Source organism: Tenacibaculum pelagium, assembly GCF_014062345.1.
Classification (GTDB): domain Bacteria; phylum Bacteroidota; class Bacteroidia; order Flavobacteriales; family Flavobacteriaceae; genus Polaribacter; species Polaribacter pelagius.
The window spans coordinates 254,535-269,234 of sequence record NZ_JACGLS010000004.1 but is presented as its reverse complement, the minus strand read 5'-3'; the positions used below and the strand labels follow the sequence as shown (position 1 = coordinate 269,234).

Sequence of the window (14,700 nt, the reverse complement as noted above, 5' to 3'; positions counted from 1 at the left end):
TTCAACTTTTACAAGCTAATTCTTTAAATAGCTTCATTTTTCTTAAAAAAAGAAAGGTAACATATATAAGCTATTAAAATACCCGTCGTATTTGCGACAACATCTAAAATTTCACCTAATCGGTAGGATGTTGTTGTAACTTGAAGAGCCTCAATAATTATGCCGTAAAGAAAACAACATAAAACTATGAGTTTTGCATTAATCTTTGACTTTCTTAAGGCTAATAACCAAGCAAATGTTAAAACAAAATAAGCTATAGCGTGCTCTATTTTATCTAAACCATTTATTTGAATTGGTTGTTTTCCAACCTTCATTAAACTAAGAATAGCAATACTTATTGTTAGAAGTATTGCTATTATGTTTAAATTATCCTTTAATAAGTTCTTGATACGCTTCAGCACTTAATAAATCTGCTATTTGTGAATCGTCTGAAATTTGAACCTTAATCATCCATCCTGCTTCGTAAGGATCAGAATTTACTAATTCAGGTTCATCTTCTAAAGCTTCATTGAATTCAATTACTTCCCCTGATAAAGGCATAAAAAGGTCTGAAACTGTTTTTACAGCTTCTACCGAACCGAATACATCTTCGATCGCTAAATTTTCATCTAAAGTATCTACATCAACATAAACGATATCACCTAATTCTCCTTGTGCAAAATCTGTAATACCAATTGTTGCTACACCGTCTTCAATTTTTACCCATTCGTGGTCTTTAGTGTATTTTAATTCTGATGGAATGTTCATTGTATTGTTGTTTTATATTCTTTGTTTTAGTTTCCTAAGTTATATATTAAATTAATTCCTGCGTTAATTGATTGCCTTGGAAAAGTAGTAGAAACAGCATATTGGAATGTTTGATGATTGTAATAAAACGACGCAGTTAAATTACTACTCAGATTATAATCGGCAATAAACTTTAAACCGAATAATTTCTCTCCTCCTGTTATCTGGTTATTCTCTGTATCTACACTTCTTATTAAGGTTAAATTATCTCTTAACGAAATATCTGCTCTTAAATTAATATCTCCTTTTAACGTTTCTTTCTTTCCTGTAAAATGTGTTACAAATTTAACATCTCTAATTTTATATCCAAACCCTACAACATATTCTGTTCCTTTAATATCTGTTAAAGTATTGTTGTTAAAGTTTAATGTTAAACTTCGATCTCTTCTTATTTCTCCTTTAAAAGAAAAAGAATTCTTCATTCTGAAATCAACTTTCATTAATGGTGAAAACTCATCAATTAATGTTGCCGACGAAATTAAGTGTTCTGGTTGATAATTCCCAGAAGTATTTGTATTTGTTAAATTATCTGAATCATATTGTAAATTATTGGTGTAATTACCAATTGTATATGATGATTTATAACCGTGCGATAAAGTGAATGATGAGAAATTCTTTTTAAACCATTTATACTTCATTAACCCATTAAAACGTAAAGTCCAATTAGGAATTGGAATGTTTTTAAAGATTCCTGTATCTACAGAATTAGGACTATTACCTGAATAAGCTGCTATAAATGCTGGTAACATTACTTGCTGACCACTTTCTTTAAAACCAGCTATTGGTTGACTTGTTGTAGCCAATCTATTAGCGATTGTACTTCTGTAGTCTAAGAAATTCTGGTACAAAGTTTCATTATCAGTAAAAATAGTTCCTAACATAAAGTGGCTAATACTATAATTTCCTGTCTCGAATGGCTTTATAAAAGGATCTTGGTGATAATCTGTTGGATCGTTAGGATCTCCTCCAGTTTTTAAAATTACATCTAACTGTTGATTTAAGTTACTAGTTTGAATTCTAGTTCCTATTAAATCTATCGTTAAGCTTTTAAATGGTTTTACAGAGATATTATAATCTAATTTCTTATAACTAGTTTTCCCGTAATTCTTACTATAATAAGGTTGGTTTGGATCGTCTTGACTTGTTCTTGTAACTAACCAATTGTTTTCAATAGCTCTATTTAAAATATCTGTTTGACTACCAAATACAAATCCGAAGGTAGGTGCTAAACTTCCTGCCGAATTACTTCTTCCTAAGAAACCAACAGATGGTTTATACCCTTGTAATAAAGTTCCGTTATTTTGAGAATAGCTAATTTTTGCTCTTTTTACCGATGTTAGCACATCATAAAAACCTTTCATTACTTTTTGTCCGAAAGAAGCATTCTTTTTTAGTTTAGCTTTTTGAGTTCCTTTTTTAGCACCTAGAGCTACTGATCCTTTTTTAACTGGCTTCTTTCTTGTTCCTTTTAATAATAATTTATCAAGCCCTAAAATTTTATAAAAACGCCCAAAATCAATATTTGTATTTAAATTATGTGTGTTCGCATTCTGAATCATATTACCTACAGCATCGGTATAGCTAAGTTCTTCTCCGTTAGGTAATATTAAATTACTTTGCGCACTTGACTTCCAATCGAAATCTGCTGTATAACCATAATCAGCAGAGATAAAACTTAAGAAAGGAAATTTATTTAACGGCAACTTGTAGGTTGCATTTAACTTTTGATGATAATTATCTGGTCTACCAGTGGTAAAGAATTTATCATAAATTTCTAACTCTTCGTCCTGTCCAAAACTATCGTAAATATTATTATTTGTTGCGTTAAAGTTTAACTGTAATGACTTTGTTAAATCAAATCCAATTGTATAATCCCAATTAAACAAGAATCTTCTTTGAGTTAATTCTGGTTGTGCAACTGGTAAATCGATAAGGTTTCTTGACTGTTGCGAATTAAAATTTCTATTAATTCTTGAGTTAATTGCAATCGTTTTTGGTACCGGATTAATATTTAAATCTTTTATGAATTTTAAATATTTACTACTTAGTTTTTTTGATTTCTTAAATGGCTCAATAACAAATGGCTTAAAAGTAAAATTATAACTAGCACCAGCCATTACATTTTTATTTACATACTTCTGTATGTTATAATCTTTATGAAACTCTTCATTATGCGCATAAGAAACCGAGAAGTTTTCTACATCGTAAAACTTTGGTTTTTTCTTACTCTCCGGATTACGATTCTTCTTTACATTAATAAAACTAATACTCTTTCTACTTGTATAATCTTGAGCATTTTTGCTGTTTGGGTTTTTATCTAATGCATCCTTTAATTCAACATCCTGAAATTGAGGGTCGTACTTAGGATCTCTAAACTCTTCACCGTAACTATAGCTCATAGGCACTTGCATGTTCCATTTTTTAGGCATCATTTTACCTAATTGAACATTAGTTGCTACACTATATTGTTTTATTTCTTCTATACTTCTTTGCTGTACGCGATCTTCTACATTACCAAAACCAATGGTAGACATTCTACCAGCTATAGAAACATCCATTACATCGGCAAGATTTGCATCTGCGTTTAATACTGCCGCCCATCCTCCTTTATTATCAAAACCTACAGCACGTAACTCATTAAACCAAACCTCTATAGTATTTGTCTCTGTAGTAGAAGTGTTTTTTACCCCTAACATAACGGTGTTAATTTGGGCTAAAGTAGGATTCCCTCTAACAAAAATTTTAAGTCCGTTTGAGGTTTCTCCAGGAAATACTTCTGTAATACTTGTTCCTGCCCCAGTCGGTCTTTCTATTTTTAAGTTTGCTAGTTCTTGTAAAGGCACTTCTAAATCATTGGTTTCTGGCCAAACTTTTTCTCCTTGTGGAGTTTCTCCAGGATTCTGCACACTATAAGTTAATGGCTTGTGGATTTCGTAATAGTTATCATTTAAATCGGTTCCTAAACGAATAATTGCTACTGCGTTTGTTGGGTCTTCTTCTTTTGCAAGTCTTTCAGGATCTTCAGCATGCAAAAACATACGCATTTTTTTATACCTACGCATATCAATACTAATGTTTTTATAAATAGTTCTTATGTCACCAGCTGGTAAGTCTGTAACTTTTAATGTAACCGATTGTTCATTTTGACGCTGAATTCTATTTGTTCCTTGTAATTGTTCTCTTTGAATTCCTGGAGGAAGGGCGTATCGTTCTTGATTTTGCTCAATACTTACTACTCCTACTTCAAATTTATTTAACTCTTCTGGGTCTAAATTCACAGGAGTTGTCGTACTTGGCAACACTTTTGTATATCGTCTCCAATCACCACGCACTAATTCTAACTCTCCAAAACGTAATACAACTGGCATTTTAAACTGCGTAAGAAACATTCTGATAAAACGTATACTATTAAAATCAGTAATTCCATTAATTGCTTTAGCACCATTTACACCTACATTTCGAACAGGAATTCTAAACTGATACCATGTAGTATTTCTTGTTGCACCATTTGATAATGTTATTGGTGTGCTTTTTACATCAATAATATGGTTTTGACCTACTTGTAAATCTGCTTTATTAAATGAAACCTCGTATTCAAAATAGCTATTTACAGGATTCATGGTTTGATCCTTATTAATATCCTCTACATCTGGATATGCAGTTGAAGAGGTTGGGAAAGCTTCATTTGACTGACTTACTGTTGGCGAATTACCTTCTGTTCCGTTAAAATCTTTATAACGTGATAAAACTGATGGATTTGAATCCTCAATTGCTCCACCTCTAAAAAATTGAAAGTTATCTCCTGCAGGATCATCTAAAGATGCAAATGCTGGGTACTTTGCTCTTTCTTCCTCATCTGTTAAACCATCTAACCCAATATCTTGGTTTGTTCTTGCATCGTTGCTAGAATCGAAAGCATATAGTATTGATGGGTTAATTGGGATATTACCCCAATCAGTTGAATTAACATTAGTTCCGTCTATTTTATTACCATCAGCTGGTAAACCATTCTCATATTGTTTTCTACCATCCTTTAAAATATCCTCAGAAACATTACCTAAATTAATAAATAATTTCCCCACTTGATTTGATGGATCTTGAGGATTTAATCCTGCTGGTAAACCTTCAGCTTCTGTGATCGAATAATCTTCATAAGGATCCATAACCCAAAACTGAATATATTCTACATTGGCCTGTTCAAAATTATTTGTTGTTAAAGGACGCATTATACCTCCCCAACGTTCTTCAGGAAGAACTGTACTTGCATTCTGATTATAATTATAAGGTCCTCTTTCTGATGGATAATACGCTAAATCTAAAGTTCTAACTAAATTTTGCTGTGTAATATCTAGATCAGTATCTGGAAATAGTTCGTTATAACGAATTTGACGAACTTCGTTTCTTGACAATTCATTCTCATCAATATTACTAGGTCTATTACCTGTACCATAAAAAAGTTGATCGATATTATACCAAGCTATTTTCCCTCTTTTATAATTGTATGATAAATCAAAAGTTCCTCCATCAAACCCTTGAGATTCTGGCGTACTCGCTAAAAACCATTGCTGTGGTGAACTTAAGTTTATAGGTATTTGTGATGCTTCAAAGTCATCTAGATAAGAAGTGGCTGTACCATCTACATTAATTCCGCTTGGTGCTCCTGGTAACAGGTACGCAAAATCTGCTCTTACCGATACATTAGACGGCGCATCAGTTTCAACAAAAGGTAATTTATTTGCTAGCTTTGTTAAGTAAGGAACTTCGGCAGAATAATCTACATTTAAACCTAACATTACATTATCAATCGGTTCTCCTCCAAGATTTACTTTTGGTGTTATTGGTCTCTCACTTACATTTAAAAATGTACCTCCTAAAATAAACTTATCTGAAAAACGATGTTCTACATCAACACCAAAAAATGTTTTTCTTTGTTGATTAAAGAACGTATTATTCTCAACTGTTGCATTAATTGGAATACCAGAAGCTTCCAATCCTGGATCTAAAACTTGTACACGTCCTAGTTGATAATCTACAACGTAATCTATTCCCTCTACTAATTGTCTACCACCTGCGGTAACACGAACAGAACCTCTAGGCACATTAAATGCTCCTAAAGAAATACCTCTGCTTGTTTCAGATTTAAAGTATCCTTTTAAAAAGAACTTATCTAAATTTTGATATTCGTTTTTTGCTTGAATTTTAGTCGTTAAATATAGTTCTTCAAACACATATTTTTCCTCATCAGTAGCAGATGATAATTGACTTTTAAGATCTGCTCCAAAAGGTTCTGGCTCTGGAAATAACACATAACCTCTTTGAGAATTTACTGTAACTCCATCTACATAATCGAAAAAACCATCTCCATTAGGTACAGCATACTGACTCTGATCTAACTTATCAAGATTTAAAATTCGTAATAAAGGTTTATCTGCAATCCCCGGTGTTAAAGCATTCTGTAATGTGTTTAGTAATGTCCCTGTTTCATCATCTCTATATAATAACTCAAAACGAAAACCATCACGCTGTAATGGAAAAGCTCCTAACGCATACACATTTTTCATCATTAAACGCCATGTTGGAAAAGGTTCTCCAAGACTTGTTGGTGTGGAAGTATTTGGACGTACCGTATTTAAAATTTCACTGCGTAATAATTTTACTACAATGTTTGCTGGTGCTACAATACCATCATTCGAAAATTCTCCAACTTTAAATACCGTTTCACTATTTGACGCTCCAACCACCGTATATTCATAAGCTACAGCTAAAACTTCTCCATCATTTAACCTTCTATTTAAAGAAATAAATCCTAATTGTGGATGCAATGTAAATTCATTTGCTTGTAATTTACGAGCATTTTGCAAGTATGAATAATTAAACCCTTGTTGAGGCGGAACTTCTGTTCCAATAGCTGTATCTACAGATGCTACATCTCTAATACCTCCTACTGTCGCGCTTAATAAATTATTTAAGTTATTAACCTCATTGTATGGTAACCTCTTCATATTTACAGTTACCGCTCCTCCTACTGTAGTAATTTCTGTAGGGTTCACCTCATTTGTATCGCTAGACTCACCTAAATCGGCAAGTGCTACAATACTACGATAATCAGTTACATTTTGGTTTCTGTTAGTTACCCAAACTTCGACTCTTGTAATATTTATTGGACTATTAATTAAAGGGTAATTATTTAACGATTCTTTATAATTTTCTCTAAAATATTGTGATAAAAAGAAGTGACGATCATTATCATAATCAGATGCTCTTAATTCAAAAGGTTCAATAGTTGCGCCACCCTCTGCAATTACTGTTCTGGATTGAGAGTTTTGTTGAGAAAAAGCAGCGGTTATATATGTTTTTCCAAACTGTAATTCTGTTTTTACACCAAATAAAGCCTGTGCTCCATTAATTAACGAGTTTTTAATGGGCATACTAATATTACCTGCTTCAATATTTCTAATAATATCGTCTTCGGTAGGCGTATATTCTAATTTAATAATATTTTGAAAATCGAAAGTCGATTGTGTGTCGTAATTCGCAGTTACTTTTAGTCGTTTACCAACTTTAGCCTGTAAACTTGCACTTATTTGCTGATCAAAATCGAAAGTAAAACTACTTTGGTTTTCGATTGAAATTTGAGGATTCTCATTTTTCTGATAAATCCCTCCTAATTTAATATTTACTTGTCCTGAAGGAATAACTTCAACTGTATTTCCTCCAAAAACCGATTCGAAAAACTTAGAGTTTACATAATACTTCGGTAATAAATTTCTTTTGGCGTTTCTATTCCCTTTTTTCTTAGGATTTGAAGCATCTACCTTTTCTTTAAAATAGCCTTTTAAGTCGTTTTTTAATCGATACTTATCATACTCTTCTGGAGTCATAAAAATTGGCGTACCCACATAATAGTCTCCAATTTTTTCTACAAGAACAAATTTATTTAATGCTTTATCGTAGGTAACAACTTTCTCTGTTGGATTTTGTAAAAATAAGCTTCCGTTTTGGTTGTACTTAAAATTATATTTTAGAGGTGTTACGGTATCATTTTTTACAGCATTTACACTGTTAGTTTGCGTATTTTGTGAAAACGAAACAACACTTACTAAGATAGCAAGTGTTGTAAACAATTTATTCATAACTGTTTTCTCCAACCTTTTTATAAGTTTTTCAACGCCTGTTTTATTAGCTTTTCAACACTAGCATCAGGTGTTTCTTTTAGTATATTCCCTATTACTTTATCTGCTTGTTTACGAGCAAAACCAAGTACTTCTAAAGCAGATAACGCTTCTTCTTTATTTGTATTGTTTTGCACAACCGAAACTTCATCTAAATCAAAGGTTTTAAGTATTTTGTCTTTTAAATCAACTATTACTCTTTGAGCAGTTTTAGCACCAATACCTTTAACTGATTGAATTAGCTTTACATCTTCAGATGCTATTGCTTGTTGTATTTCTTTAGAAGTCATTGATGATAACATTGTTCGAGCTGTACTTGGACCAACTCCGGATACCGAAGTTAACAAACGAAACACTTCTCGTTCAATTTTATTTGCGAAACCAAATAAAGTATGCGCATCTTCTCTAACAGATAAGTGAGTGTACAACAATACACTTTCATCATCTGGTAATGCTGAATATGTATTTAAAGAAATATGCATTAAATATCCTACTCCGTTGCAATCAACTACTGCATAGGTAGGATTTTTCTCCACAAGTTTCCCCTTTATTTGTGTTATCATTTAATTGATTTTCTATTTGTCTAAAGTAGACAAAATATTTCTTTTCAAAAACCTAACTTAAAAGGATTTAAAAGGCGTATTATTTCTTTGCTTTTCTTGCTTTATTTTGCGCATCAACAACTGCAACAGCAGCCATATTTACCATTTCATCTACACTTGCTCCTAACTGTAAAATATGAACAGGCTTACTCATTCCTAATAAAATTGGACCAATAGATTCTACTCCATCAACCTGCTTCATTAGTTTATAAGTAATATTTGCTGATTCTAAATTTGGGAAAATTAAAATATTTGCTCTTTTACCATTCAGTTTAGAGAAAGGGAATTCTTTAGCTAACAACTCAGGATTTAACGCAAAATCTGCCTGTAATTCTCCATCTACAATTACATGAGGATGATGACGATGTATATAAGAAACTGCTTCTCTTATTTTTACTGAACTTTCAGACTTTGAAGATCCGAAGTTAGAAAAACCTAACATCGCAATGTGAGGTTTCATACCAAACATTTTTGCCAACACAGATGTTAACTGAGAAATCTTTGCTAAATCTTTCGCTGTAGGATTAATATTAATTGTAGTATCTGCTAAAAACATTGGTCCTTGTTTAGTCAACATCATATTTGTTGCTGCTACACGAGTAACTCCTTTGTCCTTTTCGATTAATTCTAACATTGGTTTTACAACCGATGGATAAGGTCTAGAATATCCAGTAATTAAAGCATCTGCTTCTCCAGTATTTACCATCATTGCAGCAAAATAGTTACGTTCACGCATCCATTTTTGAGACTCTAATAATGTAATTCCTTTTCTTCTTCTAGATTCCCAAAAAGTTTGTGCAAATCGTATTCTTCTTTCTTTTTCTTCAGAAGTTTTAGGGTCAATAATTAACACATCAGCATCAAATCCTAATTCTTCTTTTAACTCAAGAATTATCTCCTTTTTTCCTAATAAAATAGGAATCCCTATTTTCTCTTCATAAACTCTTTGAGCCGCTTTTAACACATCTAAATGATCTGCTTCAGCAAACACTACTCTTTTAGGGTCTTTCTTAGCACGGTTATGCAATAAACGCACCTCCTTGCTTCCCGTTCCTGAACGATCCATTAACTCTTCACGGTATTTATCCCAATCAGTTATTGGTTCTTTTGCTACTCCAGAATCCATAGCGGCTTTTGCAATCGCTGGTGGAATCTCATAAATTAATCTTGGATCAAAAGGCTTTGGAATAATGTATTCTTTTCCGAAAGAAAGACTTACCTCGTCATAAACAATATTTACTTGTTCTGGTACCGACTGTTTAGCTAGATCTGCTAAAGCATGAACGGCTGCCATCTTCATTTCTTCATTAATTTTTGTAGAACGTACATCTAATGCTCCTCTAAAAATAAATGGAAAACCAAGTACATTATTTACTTGATTAGGGTGATCTGACCTACCAGTAGCCATAATAATATCATCACGAGTTGCTATCGCTAAATCGTATCCTATTTCTGGCTCTGGATTTGCCATTGCAAACACAATAGGGTCTTTAGCCATCGACAACAACATCTCTGGTGTAACAACATTTCCTTTAGAAAGTCCTATAAACACATCTGCATTATGCATTGCTTCTTCTAAAGTATTTACATCTTTATCGGTTGCAAACTCTGCTTTTTGTGAAGTTAAATTATCTCTATCTTCTCTAATAACACCCTTACTATCACACATTACTACGTTTTCGCGTTTAGCGCCTAATGCTAAATACAAACGAGTACATGAAATTGCTGCTGCACCAGCTCCGTTAACTACAATTTGAACTTTAGAAATATCTTTTTTAATAATTTCTAATGCGTTTTTTAACGCTGCTGCAGAGATGATAGCTGTTCCATGCTGATCATCATGCATTACAGGAATATCTAATTCTTCTTTTAATCTTCTTTCAATCTCAAAAGCCTCTGGTGCTTTAATATCCTCAAGGTTTATTCCTCCAAAAGTGGGAGCAATTGCTTTTACCGTTTCAACAAATTTATCAACATCGGTAGCGTCAACTTCAATATCAAAAACATCAATATCTGCGAAGATTTTAAACAACAACCCTTTACCTTCCATTACTGGTTTTGAGGCTTCAGGACCGATATCCCCAAGACCTAAAACTGCTGTTCCATTAGAGATCACTGCTACTAAGTTACTTTTAGCTGTATATTTATAAACGTTGTTTTTATCTTTTGCTATTTCTAAACAAGGCTCTGCTACCCCAGGAGAATATGCCAACGATAAATCATGTTGTGTTGCATATTTTTTGGTAGGTACTACTGCAATTTTCCCTGGTTTTGGTTTTGCATGATATAGTAAAGCTTCGTGCCTCTTTCTAGAATCACTCATAGGTTTGTTGTTTGTTTGAACCTACAAATATACGCTTTTCATGGAAAGGATTTTCTTATGTTTTAATCTTGGAGAAATTGAATATTTCTTGTTAATCCAGAAAACTTAGTTCTTTTAACTGCCGATTTCTTAAACACCTTACTAAAAGTATCTTGCGTTAATTCTTGCCAATCTCTTTGTGTCATTTCTAACAAGTTTTCTTGTGGTTTAAACAACGGTTCTGAATGTGGTTTTGAAAAACGATTCCACGGACAAACATCTTGGCAAGTGTCGCAACCAAACATCCAATCGTCTGTTTTCCCTTTAAATTCAGTTGGAATAGCATCTTTTAATTCAATAGTAAAATACGATATACATTTACTACCATCAACAGTATTATTCGGTAAAATTGCTTGAGTAGGACAAGCATCTATACAACGAGTACATTCACCACAATGATCTGTTTTAAAAGGTTGATCATACTCAAGTTCTAAATCTATAATTAGCTCTGCTAAAAAAAAGAATGAACCTTGTTGTTTTTGTATTAACAGTGTATGCTTTCCATTCCATCCCAAACCTGCTTTTTCTGCCCAAGCGCGTTCTAAAACCGGTGCTGAATCAACAAAACACCTTCCTGAAACTTCTCCAATCTCGTCATTAATTAACTGTAACAACTCTCGTAGTTTTTCTTTTATTACATGATGATAATCTTGTCCGTAGGCATATTTAGAAACTTTATAAGTTCCTTCTTGTTGAACTTCTTCTGGAAAATAATTATAGGATAATGAAATCACTGATTTTGCTCCATCAACCAACAAACGAGGATCTAAGCGTTTGTCAAAATGATTTTCCATATAACGCATTTCGCCATGATAATCATTCTTTAGCCACTCCTCTAATCTAGGTGCTTCATCTTCTAAAAAATCAGCTTTTGCAATACCACATTCTAAAAAACCCAAACGTTTCGCTTGAGCTTTTATAAAACTTGAATATTGCTGTTTCTGAATCAAAACCTGTGTTTTTAGCAAAACAAAATTACCAAACTTTTATTTTATAATTTTATTCACTCTTACTTAACAAATAATTATAGAACTTTGTTCGTTAGTATATAAAGTTAACTTTCTTATTTCATGAAAAAGATTTACAAAATAGCCATTGGTATTCTTATCGCATTTTTTGTTGTATTAATAAGCGTGCCACTATTATTTCAAGATAAAATTATTGGTTTAGTAAAACAAACCATTAACAATAATGTAAATGCGCAAGTTGACTTTAGCGACTCTAACTTGAGTTTACTAAGAAATTTTCCTAATGCTTCGGTGCAATTATCAAATTTAACTTTAATTAACAACGAACCTTTTAAAAATGACACTTTGTTATTTGCAAAAGAAATCAACCTTAGCTTAAAACTCACCGAGCTATTTAAAAAAACTTCAGAACAATTAAATATAAAATCATTTGCTATTGATGAAGCTTTGGTAAATGTATTGGTTGATGAAAAAGGGAATGCAAATTATGATATTGCTAAACCTGAAGAGGTTAAAAAAGATGCAAATCTTGATGATGAAACTCCTTCTAATTTCGGATTATCAATCGATTCTTATGAAATTACAAACTCAACCATAAAATACAATGATAAAAAAGGTAAAACAAACCTTGTCTTAAACAACTTTAACCACTCTGGAAGTGGTGATTTTTCTCAATCTAATTCAGAACTAAATACTAAAACTTCTGCAATAGTTTCCTTTGGAATGGACGGAATTTCTTATGCTAAAAATCAAAAAATTGAATTGGATGCTATCTTAGGCATGAACTTAATAAATCAAAAATTTTCTTTCCTAAAAAATGAAGCAAAACTGAACAACTTACCTTTAGTTTTTGATGGCTTTGTTCAAATCAATGAAAAGAATCAAGAAGTACACCTTAATTTTAAAACTCCCTCTTCAGATTTTAAAAACTTCTTAGGGTTGATTCCTGAAACATATACTAAAAATATATCCAATGTAACTACCTCTGGTGATTTTAGTGTTAACGGGAAAATAGACGGGATTATTGACGATAATACGATTCCGAAATTAGATATTGCTGTTAAATCTAACAATGCTTCTTTTAAATACCCTGATTTACCAAAAACTGTTAGAAACATCAACATTAATGCACAGATAAAAAATACAACAGGAAAAACCGCCAATACTTATATAAATATTGCTGGTTTATCTTTTAAAATTGATGAAGATACTTTTTCTGGAAAAGGAACTGTTTCTAATATCACCACAAACCCTTTGGTAAATGCTAACGTAAACGGAACGCTAAATCTTGCCCATATAAACCAAGCTTACCCTATTAATTTAAAAAATGAGTTAAGTGGTATTTTAAAAGCTAATTTACACACCAAGTTTGATGTAAAAGCTATACAAAACAACGTCTTAAATCGTATAAAAAATGATGGTCATATTGAAGTAAGCGATTTTGTTTTTTCTTCTAAAGACATTGTAAACCCTATCAATATAAAAAACACTAAAGTAGATTTTACCCCATCAACTGTTTCGCTTACTAAGTTTAATGTCAAAACAGGAAAGAGTGATTTAAACGCTACTGGGAAAATTCAAAATTTATTAGGATTCTTACTTTCAAACAAAAAGCTTCAAGGAACATTTAACGTAAACTCTAATTCGTTTCATGTGAGTGATTTTATGCAAGAGAACACAAGCTCAACTGAAAATAAAGAAGATATTTCACAGCAAGAGCAACCAACTGAATCTTTAAAAATTCCTGCTTTTTTAGATTGTAAAATTTTAGCAGATGCTAAAACGGTGTATTATGACAATCTTACTTTAAAAAACGTAAAAGGAACTTTGTATTTAAAAGATGAAAAAGCAACTTTACAGAATGTAAATGCAGGTATATTTAATGGTCAAATCGCCATGAATGGTGAAGTGAACACCCAACAAAACCAACCAACCTTTGCGCTTAAACTTGGTATAAAATCGTTTGACATTGCACAATCTTTTAATGGCTTAGATTTACTGCAATCGTTGGGACCTATTGCTGGTGCTATGAACGGAAAACTAAATTCCGACATTAATTTATCCGGAAATTTAAATAAAGATTTTACACCTAACTTAACCTCTGTTTCTGGTAAAGCTTTAGCAGAATTATTAGCCACTAATATAAATCCTGAAAAAACTAAAGCCTTAGGCTTATTAAATAATAAACTTTCTTTTATTGACTTAACAAAGTTAGATTTAACAGACATTAAAACACATTTATCTTTTAAAGAAGGAAAAGTAGAGGTATCTCCTTTCAAACTAAAATACAAAGATATTGGTATTAATATCGGGGGTAGTCATGGGTTCGATCAAAGCATGAGCTATAATGTAACTTTTGATGTTCCTGCTAAATATTTAGGAAATGAAGTTCTAGGTTTATTATCTAAACTTAATACAAAAGACCAAAACGTTACAGTGCCAGTTACCGCAAACATAACAGGAAACATGTCTAACCCTTCTGTAAAAACAGACTTATCATCATCTGTTACTAGATTAACTCAAAAGTTGGTTCAACAACAAAAAGACAACCTTATTAAAAACACTTTAGGAGGTTTATTAGATAATAAAAAGAAAGACTCTACAAAGACTTCTAATAAAACTGAAAATACCGTGAAAAAAGTAACCGATGTTTTAGGCGGATTATTTGGAAAGAAAAAGAAGAAAACGGTAAAAAAAGACACTGTTCATTAAATAAAAAAGCAACCTTTTTTACTTTTTATTAGTCTAATGATTTAAGAATTCTTTGCAACTTATTTAACAGCTTTTAAACATTTATTACGATGTACTTG

At 32.0% G+C, this 14,700-nt stretch carries 7 protein-coding genes; 1 reads left to right on the top strand and 6 read right to left on the bottom strand.

What is annotated here, in order from left to right:
* Nucleotides 1–23 precede the first annotated feature (23 nt).
* From H3Z83_RS10210 to queG, 6 genes are all read right to left on the bottom strand, one after another.
* Nucleotides 24–314: a VanZ family protein gene (locus tag H3Z83_RS10210; protein ID WP_220455464.1), complete on the bottom strand. Its 291-nt coding sequence runs from the start codon at nt 312–314 to the stop codon at nt 24–26.
* Nucleotides 315–366: 52 nt separating this feature from the next.
* The gene (gene gcvH / locus H3Z83_RS10205; RefSeq protein WP_182125386.1) at nt 367–747 is read right to left on the bottom strand and encodes a glycine cleavage system protein GcvH; all 381 of its coding nucleotides are present in this window, start codon (nt 745–747) and stop codon (nt 367–369) included.
* 26 nt (nt 748–773) lie between these two features.
* Nucleotides 774–7,919, bottom strand: a complete 7,146-nt coding sequence (gene sov, locus H3Z83_RS10200) for a T9SS outer membrane translocon Sov/SprA (RefSeq protein WP_182125385.1) — start codon at nt 7,917–7,919, stop codon at nt 774–776.
* A gap of 20 nt (nt 7,920–7,939) precedes the next feature.
* On the bottom strand, nt 7,940–8,521 hold the full coding sequence (gene ruvA / locus H3Z83_RS10195; RefSeq protein ID WP_182125384.1) for a Holliday junction branch migration protein RuvA: 582 nt from the start codon (nt 8,519–8,521) through the stop codon (nt 7,940–7,942).
* A gap of 79 nt (nt 8,522–8,600) precedes the next feature.
* A complete protein-coding gene (locus H3Z83_RS10190) occupies nt 8,601–10,883 on the bottom strand; it encodes an NADP-dependent malic enzyme (RefSeq protein ID WP_182125383.1) in 2,283 nt (760 codons plus the stop codon).
* A gap of 62 nt (nt 10,884–10,945) precedes the next feature.
* Nucleotides 10,946–11,872, bottom strand: coding sequence for a tRNA epoxyqueuosine(34) reductase QueG (gene queG, locus H3Z83_RS10185; RefSeq protein WP_182125382.1), 927 nt, complete (start codon nt 11,870–11,872; stop codon nt 10,946–10,948).
* 120 nt (nt 11,873–11,992) lie between these two features.
* Here queG and H3Z83_RS10180 point away from each other — a divergent pair, with 120 nt between their 5' ends.
* Nucleotides 11,993–14,602 carry an AsmA family protein gene (locus H3Z83_RS10180; protein WP_182125381.1) on the top strand — a complete coding sequence of 870 codons (2,610 nt, stop codon included), beginning with the start codon at nt 11,993–11,995 and terminating at the stop codon, nt 14,600–14,602.
* Nucleotides 14,603–14,700 lie beyond the last annotated feature (98 nt).

Bases quoted from the DNA above. Each gene is read 5' to 3' on its own strand.
- gcvH (WP_182125386.1), bottom strand. From the start codon at position 747: ATGAACATTCCATCAGAATTAAAATACACTAAAGACCACGAATGGGTA.
- ruvA (WP_182125384.1), bottom strand. From the start codon at position 8,521: ATGATAACACAAATAAAGGGGAAACTTGTGGAGAAAAATCCTACCTAT.
- H3Z83_RS10180 (WP_182125381.1), top strand. From the start codon at position 11,993: ATGAAAAAGATTTACAAAATAGCCATTGGTATTCTTATCGCATTTTTT.
- sov (WP_182125385.1), bottom strand. From the start codon at position 7,919: ATGAATAAATTGTTTACAACACTTGCTATCTTAGTAAGTGTTGTTTCG.
- H3Z83_RS10210 (WP_220455464.1), bottom strand. From the start codon at position 314: ATGAAGGTTGGAAAACAACCAATTCAAATAAATGGTTTAGATAAAATA.
- H3Z83_RS10190 (WP_182125383.1), bottom strand. From the start codon at position 10,883: ATGAGTGATTCTAGAAAGAGGCACGAAGCTTTACTATATCATGCAAAA.